Genomic DNA, 19,902 nt, shown 5'->3' on the forward strand with positions numbered 1-19,902 from the left:
GATCTGGGGGGTATGTCGACAGGTGATGACGGTTAGAATGAGCGCCATGCGATTTTCCGGCCAACAACTGCGTGAGCGACTCGATCTTTACGAACGCCTGATGCGCCTCGACAAGCCGATCGGCATTCTGCTGCTGCTCTGGCCGACGCTGTGGGGGTTGTGGCTGTCGGCGCTAGGCAGGCCGGACTGGCGGGTGCTCTGGATTTTTGTCCTGGGGACGGTGTTGATGCGGTCGGCCGGCTGCGTGATCAACGACCTGGCCGACCGCAACTTCGACCCGCAGGTCGCGCGTACCCGTCAGCGGCCGCTGGCTGCTGGCCAGGTGTCGGTCAGGGAGGCATTGCTGCTTTTTGCCGCGCTGGTTGGCTGTGCCGTCCTCGTCGTCCTGCCGCTGCGTAGCTGGCTACTCGCCTCTCTGTGCGTCGCGGCGCTGTTTCTCGCCGCCAGCTATCCCTTCACCAAACGCTTCCTGGCCATTCCACAGGCCTACCTTGGTCTTGCCTTCGGCTTCGGCATTCCGATGGCCTACGCGGCGCAGCTCGGAACGGTGCCCGCAGAAGCCTGGTGGTTGTTGCTGGCCAACGTCTTCTGGGCGATTGCCTACGATACCGAATACGCCATGGTCGATCGTGCCGATGACCTCAAGATCGGCATTCGTACGTCAGCGATTACCTTCGGTCGCTTCGACGTGGCGGCGGTGATGCTGTGCTATGTGCTGACCCTGGCCTTGATCGCTGCGCTCGGCTACGGGCTCGGCCTGGGGGTGTTTTTCTACGCCGGTCTGGTGGTGGCAGCGGCAATTTCCGGCTACCATTACACCCTGATCCGGGCGCGCAAGCCGGCGCCTTGCTTCAAGGCTTTTCTGCATAACAACTGGTTCGGAGCCAGTATTTTTGCCGGCATCGCCATCGATTTTCTGGCTTCGAAAGGGATTTCCGGATGAAAGCTCCCCTGTTTTGTTCGCTGGCGCTGCTGGTGGCGACGGCGCACGCTGCCGATGGCGACGACACCCGGCAGTTGGCGTCCTTGCCACCGGCAGCGGAATCCACGCTACGTGCCGAGATGCGCGCCAACCTCCTGGCCTTGAACGAGATCCTTGGCCTGGTCGCCAGCGGGAAGTTCAAGGAGGCGGGCCAGATCGCGGAGCAGGAGCTTGGCCTCTCGGCAATGGGCAAGCATCGCGACCTCCCCTTTGAGGCCCGTCCCGGACCGCACATGCCGCCGGCGATGCACGCTATCGCCATGGACGGGCATCGCGCGGCGAGCGAGTTTGCCCGTATCGCCGCCAGCGGCGACCGCGACAAGACCATCGCCGCGTTGCCGTCGCTGACTAGCGGCTGCGTCGCCTGTCACTACGTTTATCGCCTTCGCTAGTTCTTGCCTGGCCGCCGGGCATCTACTCGCTGGCGCACGTCGCCCTGCCGTTCCCTCCTGACGATCCGATCTACGGCGGGAAAGCGCCGAGCGAAGCTCGCGTCATCCATCTTGGCAAGCTCGCGCTACGCGGTGAACGCGGTGTGCTGCAGATCCCGGCGGCGGACATGCTGCGCCTGCGCTGGAACCCCTTTTTTCCCTATGTCGAGGAGCGCGTGCTGGCGTTCACGGGACTGGGCGGGCGCATACCGGGTTTTCCCGGGACGCTGCTTCCCCGGCGCACAGAGGCCACCGGTGAGCCGCTGCGCAGACGATCGGCGCCGGGTGAAACGCTGCCCGAATGATTGTCAGCGCGGTTTCATTGAAGCTGAGCTCAGCAGCACTGGACGTCACACAAAGGCCTTGCAGTCGCCGTCCCTTTGGCAGGGCGGTGCTGCCAGCGCCTGCATGTAGCTCGAACTGAAGGAATCGTTGTCGAATCTTTGCGGTACATCTTGAGTGAGCCACGCGATTCTGCCGGAGAAATTCGGATGTGATAGTCTGATCGGCAGAGGGGATATGTTGAGTCGTCGCCTTGCGCGTTCCCAAAAAGGAGGCTGTGCGGGACCATGCCAATGGAGCACAACATCTTCATCAGCTACGCTTGGGTGGACAACGAGGTCTATCCAGGCGCTGAAAAAGGTTGGGTCAGCACCTTCGTCGACTGCTTGCGCAAGCACCTTGCTCACGAATTGGGCCGCAGGGACGAAGCGGAACGCATATGGCTCGACTATGAGCAGATGCGGGGTAACGATAGCGTTACCCCGACCATTCAGGCGACACTCCAGTCCTCGCGAACCTTGCTGCTTATTTTATCCACCGGCTATCTGGCATCAGAGTGGTGCCAACAGGAGTTGGCGGCATTTCTGGAGAAGGTCGGCAAGGGCTCAGATCGCGTCTTTGTCGTACAGATGTCCCCGGTGGAGCAGGAGCCTGAGGCGATTAGTGACCTGGTGAAATACCGCTTTTGGTATCTGGACGACAAACACCGACCAAGTACCCGCTGGTTCCCGCATATCGACCCCACCGACAGGGAGTACTCGTTCGAGCAGCAGCGGCTTGCCCGGGATCTTGCCGACAAGCTGCGCGAGCTGCTTGCAACCGGGGACCGGGAGGCAGCCCGGCCGCCGCCGGCGGCTCTCACCCGCGCGGCCGTGGCGCCAGAGGAAACGCGTGTAGTTGTAGCGCCACCGCCACCGCCGGCGCCCGTGCCGGTCAGCAATCACTTTGTCCTGGTCAGCGGCGGTGACAATGACCGCGACCTGATTTACCAGACCGCCAGACGCCTGGAGGAAAACGAACTCGGGGTCGCCATTCCTCTTTCTGCGATGACTGATCAGTCCGCGATCAAGAGCTCGGCGCTGACCCGCGATCTGCGCACCAAACTGAGTCTTTGTGACTCGGTACTGATCGTTTATCGCAGTGGTCCGCTCGACCAGGTCAGCCAGTGTCTGATCGAGTGCCTGAAGGCAGGGACCAAGGCAAGAAAGGGTCATCCAGCCCCGTCCATCGATCTCTGTCAGACGCAGGAGGATCGTCTGGCGCTGGGTTTGCACCCGCTGGGCATGCGCATCCACGTGGTTGGCAAGACATCGGCCGACGACTGCGTCAGGCAGTTCCTGGTGAGATAGCTCGGTGATCGGTAGCCCATACCCGGGACTGCGTCCATTCGCCCGCGACGAGAGTTCGATCTTCTTCGGTCGTGAGGAGCAGGTCGATCAGCTGCTCGACCAACTGGGAGAGAACCACTTCATCGCCGTGCTCGGAATGTCCGGGTCGGGCAAGTCATCGCTGGTGCGCGCGGGCTTGCTGGCAGCACTACACGGCGGTTTCATGGCCGGTGCCGGGGCGCGCTGGAGCGTGGCCGAGCTACGCCCCGGAGATCGCCCCTTCCATCGCCTGGCGACGTCATTGATCATGACTACCGAGTGGCAGAACGTTCCTGCTGTGGCGCCGGTCGTGGATGGCGACTCGCGTCGGCAAGCAGACAGCCGCGCTACGCTCACTACGCCGCACGCGCGTGCGGCGAGCGAGCCGGTAGCTGTCGATCAGGCGATCGTCGTGCTGGAACGGGCGCTGCGCCGGGGAAGCCTGGCGCTCAATTGGCAGCTCGGCGTCTGTCCGTTGCCAGACGGCACCCGGCTGCTGCTGCTGGTGGACCAGTTCGAGGAACTATTCCGCTACCACCGGACCGCGAATGCCGAAGCTGCGGCCTTCGTCTCCCTGCTGCTGGGGGCGGCTGGTCATCCGAGCGTCTACGTGGTGATCACCATGCGTTCGGAGTTCCTGGGCGACTGTGCTCTTTATCCGGAGCTGCCGGAAGCCATCAATCGCGGCATCTTCCTCACTCCGGCACTCAGCCCGGAGCAGACCGCCGATGCGATTCAGCTGCCAGCGCGCTTGTTGGGCGGCGAGGTCGAGGCGGACCTGGTTCGCCACCTGCTGCAGGAAGCGAAAGGGGAGCGGGATCAATTGCCGCTACTGCAACACGCGCTGACGCGGCTCTGGGATATGGACCCGGATGATCGGCTCCTCACCTTGGCACGCCTGCGGGAACTCGGCGGCCTGCGGCAGGCCCTCGAGGATCACGTCGAGGAAGCGTTTTCGGAGCTGGACGCGCAACAGCGGCGTATCGCGGAGATCCTGTTCCGCTCGCTCACCGAGCGTGGCGCCGCGGAACAGGACAGCCGTCGCCCGGTGTCCGTGGGCGAGGTGGCGGATCTTGCCGAGGTCGAGTGCACCGAGGTCGCCGCGATCGTCGAGGTGTTCCGCAAGCCCGGGCGCAGTTTTCTGATGCCGCCGGCAGGAACACCCCTCGATCGACTGGCGGTGATCGACATCGCCCACGAAGCCCTGATTCGCCAGTGGCACCGGCTGCGCGACTGGACCGCCGACGAGGGTGAACGCGCCGAGCTGTACCAGCGCCTGGCGGCGGCTGCGGCTCGTTGGCAGCAGGGGCAGGGCGCCGTCTGGATCGATCCCGATCTGGAGTATGCACTGCAGTGGCGGGATCGCACGCAGCCGAATCGCCATTGGGCCGCTCGCTATGGTGCCGCCTTCGAGCTTACCATGGCCTTTCTCGATGCCAGTCACGAGCAGCGCGAGGGACGACGCCAGGAGCTCGCGGCCCAACGGATCCGGGCGCTGCGTCGGGCAAGGATTACCGCGCTGCTTGCCTCGCTCGGGCTGGTGATCGTTGCCGGGATAGCCGCATGGGGCTGGCTGGAACGCCAGCATGCCCTGGCGACCGAGCAGCGGCGCACGGTGGACCTTTTTGATTCCGGGCTGACCCACTCGGCACTGCTGTCGCGCATCGAAGACTACGCGGCGGCAAAGCAGATCCTGGCAACGACCTTCGCTCTGGATCGGCAGATTTCGCAATCGCGGCGCATGGCGCGTGACCTGCTGCGTGCCTACACCGAGATCCTCGGCAGCGCGCCACAACAAAGCTATGAGGGGCCGGGGGCTCCCTTGTCGCAGGCCGTCGTCAGTCCGGACGGCCGCCTGGTTGCAGCCTGTGGCGAGCGTGGGACCCTGGTGCTGTTCGCTGCCGCAAGCGGCGAAATGGTTTACCGAATCGAGGGTCACGATCCCCGCTATCAACTGCGCGACTGTGTGTTTCACCCCGGCGGCGACTGGCTAGCCAGCGCCGGTGACGGCGGTCGAATCATGCTCTGGTCGCTCGCGGGGGAAGCGAAGAGGCCGCTGCTCGAACGGCAGTGGCAGGCACCCGGCGAGGTAATGGCGCTGGCTGTCAGCCCGGACGGGCGCCTGCTTGCCAGCGGCGGGGTCGACAAGGCGGTCACGCTCTGGGATCCGCGCAGCGGTAAGCCGCTGCGCATCTTCGAGGGGCATGGCGACCGCATATCCGAGGTCACCGGGCTGGCTTTTTCTCCGGATGGCAAGCTGCTGGCCAGCGCGAGTCATGATGGCACTGCCCGTCTGTGGGATCTGGCAAGCGGCAAGGAGATCGCCAGGTTCGAGGCACACCGGGCGGCAGTGAAGAGCGTCGCTTTCAGCGGCGACAGCCGACTACTGGCGACCGGCGGCGACGACAAGCGGGTGATCCTGTGGGACATCGAGCGGCGAGCGGCGCTGCGGGTCTTTTCCGGGCACGGCAACATGATCTATGGCCTCGCCTTTACGCAGCGGTCGGATGAGCCGAATGCCGCGCCCCTGCTGATTGCCGGCGGCTTCGACCGGACCTTGCGGGTGTGGGATACCGACAGCGGTGCGACCGTGCGTCTGCTGCAGGGACATACCGCCGCGGTCAATGGCATCGAGATTCGCAATGGCCGGCTCTACAGTGCGAGCAGCGATGGCACCGTCCGCCGCTGGGATCTTTCGCTGCCGGGCCAGCGGCTGCTCGATGTCGGCGGAGAGCCGGCATCGGTCGCCATCGCACCGGATGGCCGTATGGTGGCCATGGGTTTTGCCGACGGTGGCCTGCACCTCTATTCGCTGCCCGACCTGTCCCTGCTGCACACGGAGGCGAAAGCGCACGGCGAGGACGTGCAGCGATTGGCGTTCTCCAGCGACGGGTCGCTGCTGGCGAGTGGCGGCTTCGACGGCATCGCGCGGATCTGGCGAGTCGTTCCGGGAGGGGGGCTGCAACTCGCGCAGACCCTGCGTGGGCATGCCGATGCGATACACGCGGTCACTTTCTCACCGGACGGCCGTCTCCTGGCGACCGCCGGTTACGACGGACGCATCGGTCTGTTCGATACCGGAAGTGGCGCGGGCAGATTCATTCAGTCCACCCGTGGGCAGGTATTGTCGATCTCCTTCGATCCGTCAGGCAGGCGCATCTACAGCGCTGATCGCGACGACGGCAGCATCCGGGAATGGGATATCGCAGCGCAGCCGCCGGCGCTGCTGCGGGAGATTTCGGTTTCCCGGGATCTGCTGCTGTGGGCCGAGCTGAATCAGGCGGGCAGTGAGATCGCCGCGGTCGGCAGGGACTACACCGTGGCCATTCTCGCTACCGGCGACGGCCACGTGCAGAACATCCTGCCGCGGCACGAGAATGCCGTCTTCAAGGCGAGGTTCCTGCCCGGCAACGGGCCGCTCGCCACCGTCAGCGTCGATGCCACGGTGCGTTTCTGGGATCTGCAGACGAACAGCGAGCTGTTCGCGCTGCGTCTCCCGACCAACCAGGGCCTGCCGACCCCGCTCTGGGATTTCGACCTGCGCTGCACGCCGACGGGCTGCTGGCTTGCGGTACCGCTGACGCGTGGAAAGCTGGCGCTCTACGATTTCGGCAGCTTCGGCCGGCAGGATCGTTGACCAGGCATGCGCGTGCAAGCGCGCAGCCCTTGCCGTCGACGAATCAAGGGACCTTTATCGTGATCTTCTCCGACATCACCGGCGGCGTGTGGGGGAAGTGATTGGCATCGCCCAGGAGCAACTGCAGCGTGTGCGTTCCGCTGGGCAGGGTCAGCTGGTACTCGGTTTGGCCACGTCCGAAGTGCACGTGGTTGTCATCGTTGGGAATCTGCGCAGCGAGCGGCGGCAGGTCGGTGTCGATCAACAGGTGGTGGTGCCCCGTGTATTCCTTGTCCACGCTGGCCGGTGCCACACCCATGCCATGCAGGCCGAAGACCACCACGAAATCGCCGCCCGGGATGACTTCGCCATTGGTCGGCCAGACGATATACGAGAAGGCGCCTTCCGGAGCGGGGGTGGGACCGCCGGTCGGTGTTGTCCTGTCGGCCGGAGACGCCTGCGAAGCGTCCGCCGCCAGCAGGTCGCTGTATACGAACCCCATCTGGCCGCTGTCCAGTCGCACCTGATGCCAGTTGCCACCGGCCGCGCTGCCGACGACACGTATCCGCTGGCCTTTGTTCAGGTAACCAATCCTGTGCGAGTTGGTCGTCGGCGCCGCCCTGATGTTCGAGTTGCTGAGCGCCGTGTAGTCGCCGGGTTCTCCTTGTGCAAGCCCGCTGAACGCGCCAAGCAGAAATGACGAAATCGCGATGCTTGAGTATCTGATCATTCGGCTTCTCCTCATGTGGTGCTGCAAAAGCTGTTCCGGTCGTGCCGGGCGGCCGCAAAGGCGATAGGAACGGCCTAGGGGGTAGCCTTGCACGGGAAGACAGCGAATTCTATCCGCCGGTCGAGTTCGTCCCTTGCGTCTTCGCTCACGCTGCCAACGAGATTTTCGTCCGCGCCTTTGCCTGCCGCGATGGTTCTCCTGGCGAGATCGGGCGCCAGCCCCTCCAGGCGTTGTTTGATGTACTCGGCCCGTCGTACGGTCAGCCTCTGATTGAGTGCCTTGGGCCCCATGACGTGCGTGTGTCCCGTGATCTCCAGGCAAACGCCGCGGCGCGTGGTTTCCCTGGCGATCTGTGCCAGCCACAGCTCATGGGGCGCTGCATCTTTCGAGTCGCTCTGGAGAGCTGTCGATCCCGGTTTGAAGGGAAACTTGATTGCCAGGCGTGAACTGTTCAGCCCGAAATCGACGACCTTGGCGATGGCGGCCACCGTTTGCTCCTTCTCTCCCAGCTTCCAACTGCTCAGGTAGAGCCCGACGTATGTGCGTAGCTGGTCGCCTCCCGCGGTTTGCGAAGCGCTCGCGAAGAGATTCCGGGCGTCTTCGTAGTGCCCTTTCTCGTAGGCGTCGAGCGCTTCGTTGATCAGTGCCGCGGCCTTGACCTGCTGCAGGTACACGGGATCTATCGGATCACCCGGTTTGGTCGTCTGGCAGGTTCGAATGTAGGCCTGGGTGGCCGGATCGGCGATCCACACGGGGTTGTCCTGGAAGAACTTCGTCGGCGTGATGTCCACTCCCGAAGGCCGTGCGAACTCCTTGGCATTGGCGGCGACCTTCCCCGCCTTCAGGTCGAGCAGAACCAGGCAGACGCGGAACGCTTCTCTCGTGCCGCTGGTTTCCCGCTGCTTGTTGACGCCGGTAAACGTGCCAACGACCGCGAATTGTGCCGTGGCGGCGTTGGGCGGATTGAATCTCTCGACAGAGAAGGAAGGGTGCTTGCCCCGGACCGCTTCGACGATCACCGCTTCCATGCGTCGTGTCGCAGCAGATTCCGCCCCGGACAGGCCATCGATCAGCGGGTCCACGATGAATGCCTGTGCTCCAGACGCTGATTTCGGGGCGTTGGAGAATACCGTGTTCACGGCCTTCGTGACCGCCGACTCGAATGCTGGGTCGCCGCTCGCCGTTGCCGTTGGTGCGTCGACAGGCCTGACGACGCGAAAGCCGTTGAGGTAGTAACGCACATCACGGTCGTAGCGGCTGCGGCGGGAGGAGCGCATGTACTCGTGATCCAGGGCCCAGCTTCCGCCTCGCAGGACGCGCGACAGGCAGTCTCCGCGCAGCCATGGTTTGCCATCCGCCGGCGCGCCGCGATAGGAGGGATTCCAGCAGTCCTCTGTCCACTCCCAGACGTTGCCGTGCACATCGTACAGTCCGAAGGCGTTGGCGGCGAAAGAGCCTGCCGGCGAAGCATCCTTGCCGTCGAAGGGACTGTCGCAATCGCGGCAATTCGCTTGTCGGGCGCCTTTCTCATTTCCCCACCAGTAGTTCGACTTGCTGCCGGCGCGCGCCGCGTATTCCCACTCCGCCTCGCTCGGCAGGCGGTAATCCTGCGCCGTCTTTTCTCGCAGCCACTTCAGGTAATCCTGGGCGTCGTTCCAGCTGACATTCGCCATCGGCAGCCTGCCATCCCGCCCCGGCTCCGGACTGTGCCTGCATCCGCCCTCCTTGAGGCAGGCATCCCATTGCGCAACCGTGATCTCGTGCGCGCCGATGGCAAAAGCGCCGGCGACCGTCACTTGGTGAGACGGCTTCTCTTCGGGCCGGTCGCGATCAGACCCCATCGCGAAACTGCCGGGTGGGACAACCACCATTTCGGGACAGAGCTCGCAGTCGCGGAAGCTGTCTCCGGCTTGCCGGCGGTCGCTCGTGGTCGTCGCCGTCGTAGCACGCTCCTTCGCGCCTGCCGCGCCAGATGTGGGCGCGGTGGTCCGCATGGCGCCGCCGGCTTCCCTTCCTTCGCCAGCCTTTGCCTGATCGTCCAGCGCCTTTATCCGCAATCGCGCGAGCGCCGAAAAACGGCCCGTGGGATATGCACTGAGATAGGCCTGGAGTTCGCTTGCGTTTTGCGTGTCCCTGACGCTTTCCCAGAACACGAGCTCGGCCCGGAACGAGACGTCATCTTTGGCAGCAGCGGGTTTCACCGGCTCGGCGAGAGGCGCCGTCGACCAGGTGCTGGCGACGGCGACAAGCGCGGCGACTGAAAATACGCAAAATGAAGAGCGATCAAAAGGCATGTCGTCACCATCCTTGAGGGCATTCGTTGAGAAAGCCGTTTCGTATCGGCAAGCACACCTGCCCTCCAGGAGGGGCCACTGTTGACCAGCCGAGCCACCTCCTGGGAATCTGTCGTCTGCCGACCCCTTCCCGCGACAGAAAAACAGCGCTTCTCCTGAAAACAGCGATCCTGCTGATCCGGAGTGAAAACGCAGTTTCGACTCCATCGCCGGGGATGAAACGGTTTCACCCCCGATCTAACACGATAAAGTCGACAACGCCTATGGGGCTTTGTTCATTGCAGTGTTGCCTTGCCCGCGTGTGCTGTTCCTGTCGGCAAGGCTGAACGTGGTCGAAGGTGGCTATAATCGACCGCTGGACGCCCGGGCGCCCGGCAGGCGGCGCCTCGGCAAGCCCGGCCGGTCGACGCAGGGCGGGATGCCCGTTTGACGTTGCGACCTTGTCGCCGGGAGGCTCCCGGCCGGAAAGCTGCTGATGAAATATCACGACCTGCGCGACTTCGTCGCGCAACTGGAAGGCCTCGGCGAACTCAAGCGCATTGGTGTCGAGGTGGATCCGCGCCTCGAAATGACCGAAATTTGCGATCGCGTGCTGCGTGCCGGCGGGCCGGCGCTGCTCTTCGAGAAGCCGACGGGGCACCGCATACCGGTGTTGGCCAATCTCTTCGGTACGCCGCGGCGCGTCGCGCTGGGAATGGGGCAGGAGTCGGTGCTGGCGCTGCGCGAAGTGGGCAAACTGCTGGCCTATCTCAAGGAGCCCGAGCCGCCGAAAGGGCTAAGGGACGCCTGGGACAAGCTGCCGGTCCTCAAGCAGGTGCTCAACATGGCACCGCGCGTGCGCTCGTCGGCGCCGTGCCAGGAAGTGCTCTGGGAAGGCAAGGACGTCGATTTGTCGCGCCTGCCGATCCAGCTCTGCTGGCCGGGCGACGCTGCGCCGCTGATCACCTGGGGGCTGACGGTTACCCGCGGGCCGCACAAAATGCGCCAGAACCTTGGCATCTATCGCCAGCAGGTGCTCGGTCCGAACAAGGTGATCATGCGCTGGCTGGCACATCGGGGCGGCGCCCTCGATTTTCGCGAGCACTGCCTGCAGTACCCCGGCCAGCCGTTTCCGGTGGCGGTGGCGCTGGGCGCCGATCCGGCGACGATTCTCGCGGCGGTGACGCCGGTGCCGGACAGTCTCTCCGAATATCAGTTTGCCGGTCTGCTGCGTGGCGCCAAGACCGAACTGGTGAAATGCCTCGGTTCCGACCTGCAGGTGCCGGCTTCGGCCGAGATCGTCCTCGAAGGTCACATCGACCCCGCGGAGACCGCACTCGAAGGGCCGTATGGCGACCACACCGGCTACTACAACGAAAAGTCCCTGTTCCCGGTGTTCACCATCGAGCGTATCAGCATGCGCCGCGAGCCGATCTACCACAGCACCTACACCGGCAAGCCGCCCGACGAACCGGCGATGCTTGGCGTGGCGCTCAACGAGGTCTTCGTGCCGCTGCTGCAGAAGCAGTTTCCCGAGATCGTCGATTTCTATCTGCCGCCTGAAGGCTGCTCGTATCGCCTGGCGACGGTGAGCATCAGAAAGCAGTACCCGGGGCACGCCAAACGGGTGATGTTCGGCATCTGGAGTTTCCTGCGCCAGTTCATGTACACCAAGTTCATCATCGTCGTCGACGACGACGTCGATATCCGCGAGTGGAAGGAAGTGATCTGGGCGCTGACCACCCGCGTCGATGCGGCGCGCGATACACTGATCGCCGAGAATACTCCGATCGACTATCTCGATTTCGCCAGTCCGGTCGCCGGCCTGGGCAGCAAGATGGGTCTCGATGCGACCAACAAATGGCCGGGCGAAACCAGTCGCGAGTGGGGAACGCCGATCGTCATGGACGCTGCCGTCAAGGTGCGGGTCGATGCGCTATGGAGCGATCTCGGACTATGACAGCCGATGGTTTGAGCGGTGGCCCGCGTGATTTTTCGCGTGACGACTAATGATGTCCCGCGTGGCGCGGCAAGGGCGCTGCGTGACTGGAGAACAAAATGCGTGATGACTTGACCCCTGATTCCTACCTCGAAGGCGAACGCGCCTGGTGCCACGTCATCTACGCGCTGCACGCGGTGGCCGTGGTGATCGGCGTCGCCGGTGCAGCGAGTGTCGCCGGCGCCTTCGTCTTTGGCGTGCCCTCTCTGATTGCCGTCATTCTCAACTACGTCAAGCGCGGCGATGTCCGCGGCACCTGGCTCGATAGTCATTATCGCTGGCAGATCCGGACCTTCTGGTTTACGGCGCTGTGGCTGCTGGTCTACGGCCTGCTGATCATCACCATCATTTTCATTCCGATGGCCTGGTTGTTGATCGTCGTCCTTGGCCTGTGGGTCAGCTATCGCGTCATCCGCGGCTGGCTGGCGCTGTCCGGACGAAGAGCGATCGACGACCTCTGAGCGCCGCCTAACGATCAGCGACCCACAATAGCAGGGCATCCAGGGCGGCTTTGCCGAGGCGGGCATTCGGGTCGTTGATCAGGCCAACGACGATCCAGCGCTTGCCGCTGTTGTCCAGCACAAATCCGGCAATTGCTCGCACGCCTTCGAGATAGCCGGTCTTCAGGTGCGCTCGGCCAGCCGCCGAGCCATTTTTCAAGCGCTTGCGCAAAGTGCCGTCGACGCCGGCGATCGGCAACGAGGCGATCAGTTCGGCCATCACCGGGCCTCGCCAGGCGGCGCCCAGGAGTTGCGCCAGGCCAGCGGCCGAGATGCGCGCCTGGCGTGACAGGCCGGAGCCATTGTCGATGAACAATTCGGGCAGTTGCAGATCGTTGGCCAGCAGCCAGCCGGCGATTTGCCGACGCGCACCCTCGATCGTTGCTGGACGTTCGCTGTCCAGGGTCAGGAACAGCTGGCGGGCCATGACGTTGTTGCTGTACTTGTTGATGTCGCGGACGATCTCACCGAGCGTCGGCGACTCCTGGGAGAGCAGTATCGTGGCAGCAGCCGGCGTACGGCCTTCCAACACACGGCCCTTGAAGCTACCACCAAGTTCTTGCCACAGCGCACGAAACAGGCTTTCGACCTGCCTATCGGCGGCCCACGGGGCGAGATTCAGGCTGCGCTCGCCACAAGCCGCCGGAAAGCTGCCGCTGAGTTCGATGCGCAAGCCTTTGACCACCGGCGTGAGCTGTTCACGCCAGTCGCCGCAGGCGCCACGCCCGAGGCTAAGGCGATTGTCGATGCTGAGACCCTCGCTCGGCGTCTCGGCGATGACGCGCACGGCGTTTCCAGCCGTGTTGGCCTGCAGGAGCAGGCGCAGGCTCTTGAAATTCACCAGCAAGGCATCGGGACCGGCGTTGTAGGGCCGCAGCGGCTGCTGGTCAAACTCTCCGGGATCGTGTGCCGACAGCGCAAAAGCGCTGCGATCGAGAATCAGGTCGCCGTTGATTTCCTTCACTCCGCGCTGGCGCAACTGGCGCAGCAACAGCCAGAACTGTTCCAGCGCCAGCTTTGGGTCACCGCTGCCACGCAGGTAGAGATTGCCGTTGAGCCGGCCATCGCGCGGGCTGGCGTCGGCGAGCAGCTCGCTACGCCAGGTATACGCCGGGCCGAGCATATCGAGGGCGGCGTAGGTCGTTACCAGCTTCATCGCCGAGGCCGGGTTCATTGCCTGCTGGGCGTTATGGCTGAGCAGTGGCGGCCCGCCGTCGACGGCCTGCACGACCATGCCAATGGCGTTTGCCGGGATCCCGGCCTGCTGCAGGGCTTCGCTGACGGCGCTCGGCAAGTCGGCCGCCCGGGCCAGCGGCAGGCCGCCGAGCAGCACGGCAAGCAAGGCCAGGGCGAGCGCTCTAACGGCGCCCGGAACGAGGAAAGAGTGGGTCATCCGCTGCGCAGCTGCCAGACGCGAGCTGTCGAGAAAGTTCCCTCGCTCAGCCCCGGTCCCAGGGCGCCGGATGGCTGAGAAATTCGCTCAGCATAGCGTCGAGCTGGCCGAAGAGGAGGTCGTTTCGTCCTGCCAGCCAGGCACGCACCAGGTCACTGTGATGTCCCGGAAGGGCTTCGGCCACCAGGTGTTCGGCGACGGTGAAGTCATTCATGCGGCCGAGCAGGTCGAGCAGTCCGGTCGCACTCTGCTGATAACGCTGCAGGCGGCGGGCCGGGAACAGCGGGGCAAAGAACTCGATCGCGTAACGCAGTCGTTTCAGCGCCTTGCGCAAGTCGTGGCGAGCTTCCGGATCAGAGTCCTTCGTCCTGGTGGCGAGTTCGGCGACCTTCTTGGCACGTTTGTTCAGTGAGCGTGGGGCAAACACGGTCAACGCAGGCTTCTTCTTTTCCGGTAAGGCTATTGTTGCCGCGGTGAACTCGAGCAGCAACTGCGAGTAGTCGGGTGAGGCGATCGCCGCCTGCGCCGCCTTGCGGCAGGCTGCCAGCTGAATGGCCGCTTGTTTCGCTACCGCGTGGACATCGCTGTGATCGGGAAAAGCCTTGCTGATCGGTGGCAGGACCTCGGTGAGAAAGACGTCCCAATTGCGGGTATCGCCGAGTTGCCCGGCGAGCGCACTCCAGCGCGGATCGAATTCACTGACGTACTCTACCGGTAGCAAGGGTTTCCAGAGTCGAATCGCCGAACGCAGACGACGGATCGAAACGCGTGCCTGATGGACGAAGCCTGGATCGTTGCTTTCACGTACGCCGCGTTCGTTGCCCTGCAACTGTACCAGGCAGGCGAAGGCGGTGCTACAGAAGACAGCGATGCTCGACATGCCCAATTGCAGCTTCGCCTCGGCGGCTCTTACCGGCGTGTTCGCTGTGTTCGCCGGGTTGGCGGCGAGGCGGTAGCCACGCTCGGCTTTGCTGGGGGTTTCCGGGTGCAGCGGCAGATCTTTCTGCAGGGCGATGGCCACTGCGAACAGGTCGGCAACGCTGCCTTCGAGCAGTTCGAGCTCGACTTCGCAGATCGTCTCCTGACGTCCGTCGGCGTCGATTTTTCCGCGGTCCAGTGCGACCTCGATGCGGGTCCCCTCATTTGGCGCCAGAAGCCAGCTGAGGCGCGTGAAGTCGGTGGTAAACACCGGCACCAGTTCGCTCGTCGCTGCTTCCAGAAAGCTGCGCAGCTTCGGCGTGTCAACGTGCGAAAAATCGAAGTCGCCCGGCTGGCTGGGGACCTCCCACTCGTTGCGCTGTGCCAGGCCTCCGGGTGATGGCGCTTGGCTCTTGACGGTCAGCAGCCACTCCGTGCCTTTCTTGCGATAGCGCACGGCGATGCGCTTGGCTTCAAGTCGTCGGTCGGGCGTGTCGTAGTAGGTATTGATCAGTTTCTGTCGGTGCGACGGGGTATCCGCGAGGACCGGGTGTGTCGGCAGCCTTCGCGCCGCGCTGGCAGGAATGCTCAGCTTGATCTCGGTTTCCAATGGCATTAATGGGGTCTCCTCGTTAAATTGTCATGGGTACGGCAGATTTCAGAGATCATAGTTGCGCAGTTCATCGACATCGGCGATGTGGATTTTTCGACCGTCGACGGCGATCAGGTTTTTTTCCGAAAGTTCGTGCAGGATGCGCGAGAAATGTTCCTGCGTCAGATTGAGACGCGAGGCGATGACGCCCTTGTTGGTCGGCAGCGTGACGGTAATCACCTTGTCACCCTTTTCACCTTCCTCGCGCAACAGGTAGCCAATGATTCGTCGGCGACCCGAATGCAGCGAATAGGACTCGACATCGTTCATCAGTTGGTGCAGGCGCATGGCCAGCCCGGCGATCATCTTGCGGCCGAGCTTGGGGTCGGCATCCAGTTCTTCGTTGATCGCCGCCTTGGCGATGTGCAGTAGCAGCGAGTCGGCGAGCGCCTGTGCATAGACCATGAACGGCTTGTCGGTGAACATGACTGCCTCGCCGAAAGTTTGCCCCTGCGGCAGGATGTCGACGACTTTTTCGCCGCCTTGCGGCGAAGTGAATGCCAGCTTCACCTGGCCATAGACGATCAGGTAAAAGCCCGTTGGTGTGTCGCCCTTGTGGAACAGGATGTCGCCACGCGTGGCTTTTATTTCGCGTGTGCCGCGGGCAAGGCGCGCAATTTCCGCTTTCTCCAACTCGTTGAACAGTGGTACGTGCGCCAGTAGCGCTTCAATATTGATGCCGGGTTGGGGCGAATGCATAAGCAGTTTCCGAAACGGTCAGCCAGAAGCAGAAGTCACTGCGGGCAGCAATATTCGCATGTGTACTCGCCGGGAGCAAGCTGCTCTCTGCGGCAGCACCTCAACCGCTGCCAGGGAATGACATCTGGATTGCCCGTGATGAACGCCGGGCGGCGCAGCTCGTTTGGCATATTGCGCCGCCTGGCCGTATACTCGGCCGATTTTTTGCGTGAGGCAATTGTGGATTCGCACACGGTGACGCTTGCTTCGGAAGCACCTCTGGTGTCGGAAATCGCTGCGGGCACGCCCGCCAGCTTGGCGCGTGCCTGGTTGTGGTTGGGGGTAATGGCGCTGATCGGCTCTGGCTTGTTGGCGGTGCTGCTGGTCCTGTCACGAACGCCGGGCATTCAGGATGTGTTCCCGCTCAAGGATCTGTTCCGTGCTGCGCTGGTGGTGCACGTCGACCTGTCGGTGGCGGTGTGGTTCATGGCCTTTGCCGCGGTCATCTGGTGTGCCGTCGGTGCTGCCGGTCTGGCGTGGCTGGGCTGGAGCGGTTTCGCCCTGGCGGCCTTGGCTACCGCGTTGATGACCGTTTCACCGTTCTTCCCGGGTGCCGAGCCGGTACTCAACAACTACATCCCGGTGTTGAAGCAGCCGCTGTTTTTTACCTCGCTGTGGATCTTTGCCGTCGGCATCACCCTGACGGTAATGCGCGCGTTGATCACCACCTGGCCGCAACGCTTTCTCGGTGAGCCGCTACGCCTTGGCGCTTTCCTGGGTGCGGTCGCCGCTTTCCTGGCGCTGGCCGCATTCTACTGGTCGTGGTTGCTGGTGCCGGAGGTCGAGGGAACGATCTATTACGAAGTGATGTTCTGGGGCGGTGGTCACACCCTGCAATTTCAGCACGCGCTGCTGATGGTTGTCGCCTGGCTGTGGATCGCCGCAGCGCTCGGCCGCCCGTCGGCGGCATCGCCGCGTGCGGTGTCGGTGCTTTTCCTGGTCGCCGCGCTGCCGCTGCTGGCGGTGCCGGCCATCTATCTGCTGTTGCCGGTCGGCGAGCTGCCGCATGTCGAGCTATTCGCCAAGCTGATGGAGTGGGGCCATCCCTATATGGGACCGCTGATCCTGCTCGGCGCCCTGTCCCTGTGGGGCGTGCGCTCCTTGCCCGCGGCACCGGCCAAGTCGGCGTTCGTCGCTTCCTTCACGCTGTTTGCGCTTGGTGGTGTCCTCGGCTACATGATCCACGGCGTCAATGTTGTCATTCCGGCGCACTATCACGGTTCGACGGTCGGCGTGACGCTGGCCTTCATGGGCCTGGCCTACGTGCTCCTGCCACGCCTCGGCTTCGGCGCGCCAGCGGGACGGATGGCGCTATGGCAGCCCTATGTCTATGGCGGCGGGCAACTGATTCATGTCCTCGGCCTGGCCTGGTCGGGAGGCTACGGCGTGCAGCGCAAGGTCGCCGGTGCCGAGCAGATGCTGACCACGCTGCCGCAGAAGATAGGCATGGGGATGATGGGTCTCGGCGGCCTGATTGCCGTTATCGGCGGCCTGATGTTCGTTCTGGTGTGTCTAAAAGCGATGTCATGGCGGCGCGCGCAGGCCGCAGAAAAGGTGGAAAAGGAGCGGCGGCCATGAATCAGCGGCGTGCGCTGTGGGTGGCGGTAGTCGCTGGCGTATTGACCGTGGCCACCGTCGCGCTGCTCGCCTACCGCGTCCTGGTTCTCGGCGGATTGCCGCCCGGCGACACCATTCCCGACAGCCTGCGCTTGCCCCCACAACTCTCGCCGGAAGCAGCGCAGGCCGAAGTTGACGCGATCATGACGCTGACTCTCGACGATCTCGATGGCCGCCCGCAGGCCATGGCGCAGTGGCAGGGCAAGGTCCTGGTGGTCAATTACTGGGCCAGTTGGTGCAAACCTTGCGTCGAAGAAATGCCGGTTTTTTCCCGCCTGTACAGCCGCTACGCCGCGCAGGGCGTGCAGTTTGTCGGCATTGGCATCGACGAAGTCGACAAGCTGCGCCGCTTCGTCAAGGCAACGCCGGTTTCCTATCCGCTGCTGTTGGGCGGCAAGAATGCCAGCGAGACGCCGGGCCTGCAGGTCAAGGCGCTGCCGTATACGGTGGTCATCGGGCGCGATGGGCGCTTCGCGAGCAGTCGCCTGGGGCGGCTGGATGAGGCGACACTCGAGCCGATGCTGAAGGAGCTGATCGGAAAGTAAGCGGGCTAAGCTGGTTTAGCTGGTTAGCTGGTTAGCTGGCGGTCGCTGCTGACCGATCGCGGCGGCGAGCATCGGACACGCCGGCTAGCTACGGCCGGGGTGCGAGCGGTCTGCGTTGACCTGAGCGCGGTGAAGTTGCAACTGGCCGTCCGAACGCGTGGCGCGCAGAGCAAAGTCGAAGCGATCGGCGTGCGCGCAGAGGCTGAGATCGCTGGCCGGCAGGTTGGCGTTGCTGTCGGCCTGAAAGCGCCGCCCGAAATCGGAGTTGCGCACGCGGGCGGCGTACACTTCCGGATCGGGGTCTTCGCCGCGGAGCAGCGCTTCCATGTAGTCTGCGCAGGCGATGTCCTCGTCACCATCGCGGTCGACCCATTCGCCGGTGATCACGAAACACACCTCGGCAGGCTGCAAGGCGAGCAGCACCTGTGCGGTCGCCCGCCCGAGGACCAGGCTGCCGGCGAACAAGGCGCGGCACGAGCTGAATCGCAGCAGCCCGCGAACTCCCGCGGCGGTTGTCTGAATGAGCGGTCGACCGGCCAGCTTGGCGCCCTGCAAGGCTGAAGGCGAATTGCCGAAGTCGAAGCCGGGTATCGGGTCGCCACCGCCTACCGCGCCAGTGGTCAGAGCGTCGGGCAGGGCGCGTTGCAGCTGGAAGGCTGCGGAGATCGTTTCCACCGGGTAAATGGTACTGGCGCCAGCAGCGAGAGCGTAGGCGGCCGTCGAGAAAGAACGCAGCACGTCAATCACCACCACGGCATCCTCGGGCTCGTGTTGTCCGGGATCGAGGCGGTTCAGGAAGAGGCGGCGGGTGTGCATGCTTGCTTCAAACCCCTGTTCAAAAAGACGACAACGACGAAAGCGACGAAAGCGACGATTCAGGCCTCAAGGCGAATCAATGAACGCGCGCAGATCGCGGACGAAGCGATCGCGCTCCCACTGGTGCGGCGAGTGGTCAGTGCCTGCGTAGACATGCAGGATGGCACCGGCGATGCGGTTCTTGACGTAGTGTGCCGTCTCGCTGCGGTAGTAATTGCTGTCGCCGCCGTAGACCAGTAGCGCCGGGATGTCGATGCGTTCGAGAGCGGACCGGTAATCGGCTTCGGTCAGGCTTTCCCAGCAGGCGATCAGGGGCGCCGGATCCTGCGCGCTCAGCCACTTCCGCGCTTTCTCCAGAGCGGGCGAGTTTTCGTGATACTTCTGCCTGGCGGGGACATTGAGTCCCATGCCGCCAAGCCGGAGAACCGACTCGGCGAAGTCGTCCTCCAGATGCTTCAGGAAGGCTTGCGACTGCGCACGGTCGAAGTTGCCGTAGATGCCGTTGGACCAGCTGTCATCGGTCAGCAGTTTTGGCGATTGGTCGATGAAGACCAGCTTGTGCAGATTTCGGCACCCGTGTTCGCCGATGTACTGCCAGAGAGTCAGGGCGCCCATCGAGTGGCCGACGACCACCAGTTCGTCGAGTGCATAGTTCTCGATCAGGTTGTTCAGGTCTTGCGCCATGCGCTGCACGGTAGGCACCGTGGCCTGCGTCAGGCGATGGCCACCATGGCCACGGGCATCCCATCGGAATACGCGGTGGTGGGCGGTCAGTGCTTCGAGGAAGGGCTGCCATTCGCGGTGGCTGGCGGTCCAGCCGTGCAGCATGAGGATTGGCGAGCCATCGCCGGCAACCTGTACGTGGATTTTTTCGCCATCGTCGGCAAAGAAATGCGTCATGGAAAGGGATCAGCAGGAAAAAATGCCAGGGTGTCACAAGCAGGTGACAACGGCAACAATAATTGCCATCTCGCAAAAGAGGTTTGGCTGTCAATTGCCGAGTGAGGAAATCCTCGAAATTTTCGCCACCGACCTGGAACTGA

16 protein-coding genes are annotated in these 19,902 nt (G+C 63.6%); 9 read left to right on the top strand and 7 right to left on the bottom strand.

Going from position 1 to position 19,902, the window contains the following annotated elements:
- Positions 1–37 precede the first annotated feature (37 nt).
- The 5 genes from ubiA (at position 38) to V5B40_RS10075 (ending at position 6,699) form a co-directional block, all read left to right on the top strand.
- Positions 38–943 carry a 4-hydroxybenzoate octaprenyltransferase gene (gene ubiA, locus V5B40_RS10055; RefSeq protein WP_332354371.1) on the top strand — a complete coding sequence of 302 codons (906 nt, stop codon included), beginning with the start codon at positions 38–40 and terminating at the stop codon, positions 941–943.
- Entirely contained in the window at positions 940–1,374 is a 435-nt protein-coding gene (locus V5B40_RS10060) for a cytochrome C (protein WP_332354372.1), read from the top strand. Before ubiA ends, V5B40_RS10060 begins: the two co-directional genes overlap by 4 nt.
- 143 nt (positions 1,375–1,517) lie before the next feature.
- On the top strand, positions 1,518–1,718 hold the full coding sequence (locus tag V5B40_RS10065) for a hypothetical protein (protein WP_332354373.1): 201 nt from the start codon (positions 1,518–1,520) through the stop codon (positions 1,716–1,718).
- A 264-nt stretch (positions 1,719–1,982) separates the two neighbouring features.
- Complete coding sequence (locus V5B40_RS10070) at positions 1,983–3,044, top strand: toll/interleukin-1 receptor domain-containing protein (protein ID WP_332354374.1); 1,062 nt, start codon at positions 1,983–1,985, stop codon at positions 3,042–3,044.
- A gap of 4 nt (positions 3,045–3,048) precedes the next feature.
- Positions 3,049–6,699: a hypothetical protein gene (locus V5B40_RS10075; protein WP_332354375.1), complete on the top strand. Its 3,651-nt coding sequence runs from the start codon at positions 3,049–3,051 to the stop codon at positions 6,697–6,699.
- A gap of 43 nt (positions 6,700–6,742) precedes the next feature.
- Here V5B40_RS10075 and V5B40_RS10080 read toward each other — a convergent pair whose 3' ends face one another.
- A complete protein-coding gene (locus V5B40_RS10080; RefSeq protein WP_332354376.1) occupies positions 6,743–7,408 on the bottom strand; it encodes a DUF4399 domain-containing protein in 666 nt (221 codons plus the stop codon).
- A gap of 74 nt (positions 7,409–7,482) precedes the next feature.
- A complete protein-coding gene (locus V5B40_RS10085; RefSeq protein WP_332354377.1) occupies positions 7,483–9,909 on the bottom strand; it encodes an SUMF1/EgtB/PvdO family nonheme iron enzyme in 2,427 nt (808 codons plus the stop codon).
- 268 nt (positions 9,910–10,177) lie between these two features.
- Here V5B40_RS10085 and ubiD point away from each other — a divergent pair, with 268 nt between their 5' ends.
- Together ubiD and V5B40_RS10095 are read left to right on the top strand one after the other, a co-directional pair.
- Entirely contained in the window at positions 10,178–11,641 is a 1,464-nt protein-coding gene (gene ubiD / locus V5B40_RS10090) for a 4-hydroxy-3-polyprenylbenzoate decarboxylase (RefSeq protein ID WP_332354378.1), read from the top strand.
- 98 nt (positions 11,642–11,739) lie between these two features.
- Positions 11,740–12,141, top strand: a complete 402-nt coding sequence (locus V5B40_RS10095; RefSeq protein ID WP_332354379.1) for a DUF4870 family protein — start codon at positions 11,740–11,742, stop codon at positions 12,139–12,141.
- Positions 12,142–12,148: 7 nt separating this feature from the next.
- On the opposite strand, the gene dacB is transcribed toward V5B40_RS10095, so the two are convergent.
- The 3 genes from dacB to V5B40_RS10110 are packed head-to-tail and all read right to left on the bottom strand — an operon-like array spanning position 12,149 to position 15,842.
- The gene (gene dacB, locus V5B40_RS10100) at positions 12,149–13,573 is read right to left on the bottom strand and encodes a D-alanyl-D-alanine carboxypeptidase/D-alanyl-D-alanine endopeptidase (protein WP_332354380.1); all 1,425 of its coding nucleotides are present in this window, start codon (positions 13,571–13,573) and stop codon (positions 12,149–12,151) included.
- 46 nt (positions 13,574–13,619) lie between these two features.
- Positions 13,620–15,107 (bottom strand): CHAD domain-containing protein, encoded by a 1,488-nt coding sequence (locus tag V5B40_RS10105; protein WP_332354381.1) that lies wholly within the window; start codon positions 15,105–15,107, stop codon positions 13,620–13,622.
- A gap of 42 nt (positions 15,108–15,149) precedes the next feature.
- Positions 15,150–15,842: a Crp/Fnr family transcriptional regulator gene (locus tag V5B40_RS10110; RefSeq protein WP_332354382.1), complete on the bottom strand. Its 693-nt coding sequence runs from the start codon at positions 15,840–15,842 to the stop codon at positions 15,150–15,152.
- Positions 15,843–16,076: 234 nt separating this feature from the next.
- On the opposite strand from V5B40_RS10110, the gene V5B40_RS10115 reads away from it, so the two are divergent.
- A complete protein-coding gene (locus V5B40_RS10115; protein ID WP_332354383.1) occupies positions 16,077–17,459 on the top strand; it encodes a cytochrome C oxidase subunit I in 1,383 nt (460 codons plus the stop codon).
- Positions 17,456–18,043 (top strand): TlpA family protein disulfide reductase, encoded by a 588-nt coding sequence (locus tag V5B40_RS10120; RefSeq protein WP_332354384.1) that lies wholly within the window; start codon positions 17,456–17,458, stop codon positions 18,041–18,043. Before V5B40_RS10115 ends, V5B40_RS10120 begins: the two co-directional genes overlap by 4 nt.
- 84 nt (positions 18,044–18,127) lie before the next feature.
- Here V5B40_RS10120 and V5B40_RS10125 read toward each other — a convergent pair whose 3' ends face one another.
- Positions 18,128–18,859 (bottom strand): 2-phosphosulfolactate phosphatase, encoded by a 732-nt coding sequence (locus V5B40_RS10125; protein ID WP_332354385.1) that lies wholly within the window; start codon positions 18,857–18,859, stop codon positions 18,128–18,130.
- 66 nt (positions 18,860–18,925) lie between these two features.
- On the bottom strand, positions 18,926–19,759 hold the full coding sequence (locus V5B40_RS10130) for an alpha/beta fold hydrolase (RefSeq protein ID WP_332354386.1): 834 nt from the start codon (positions 19,757–19,759) through the stop codon (positions 18,926–18,928).
- Positions 19,760–19,902 lie beyond the last annotated feature (143 nt).

The sequence above is a fragment of the Candidatus Accumulibacter meliphilus genome (genome assembly GCF_036625345.1).
Taxonomy (GTDB): Bacteria; Pseudomonadota; Gammaproteobacteria; order Burkholderiales; family Rhodocyclaceae; genus Accumulibacter; species Accumulibacter meliphilus.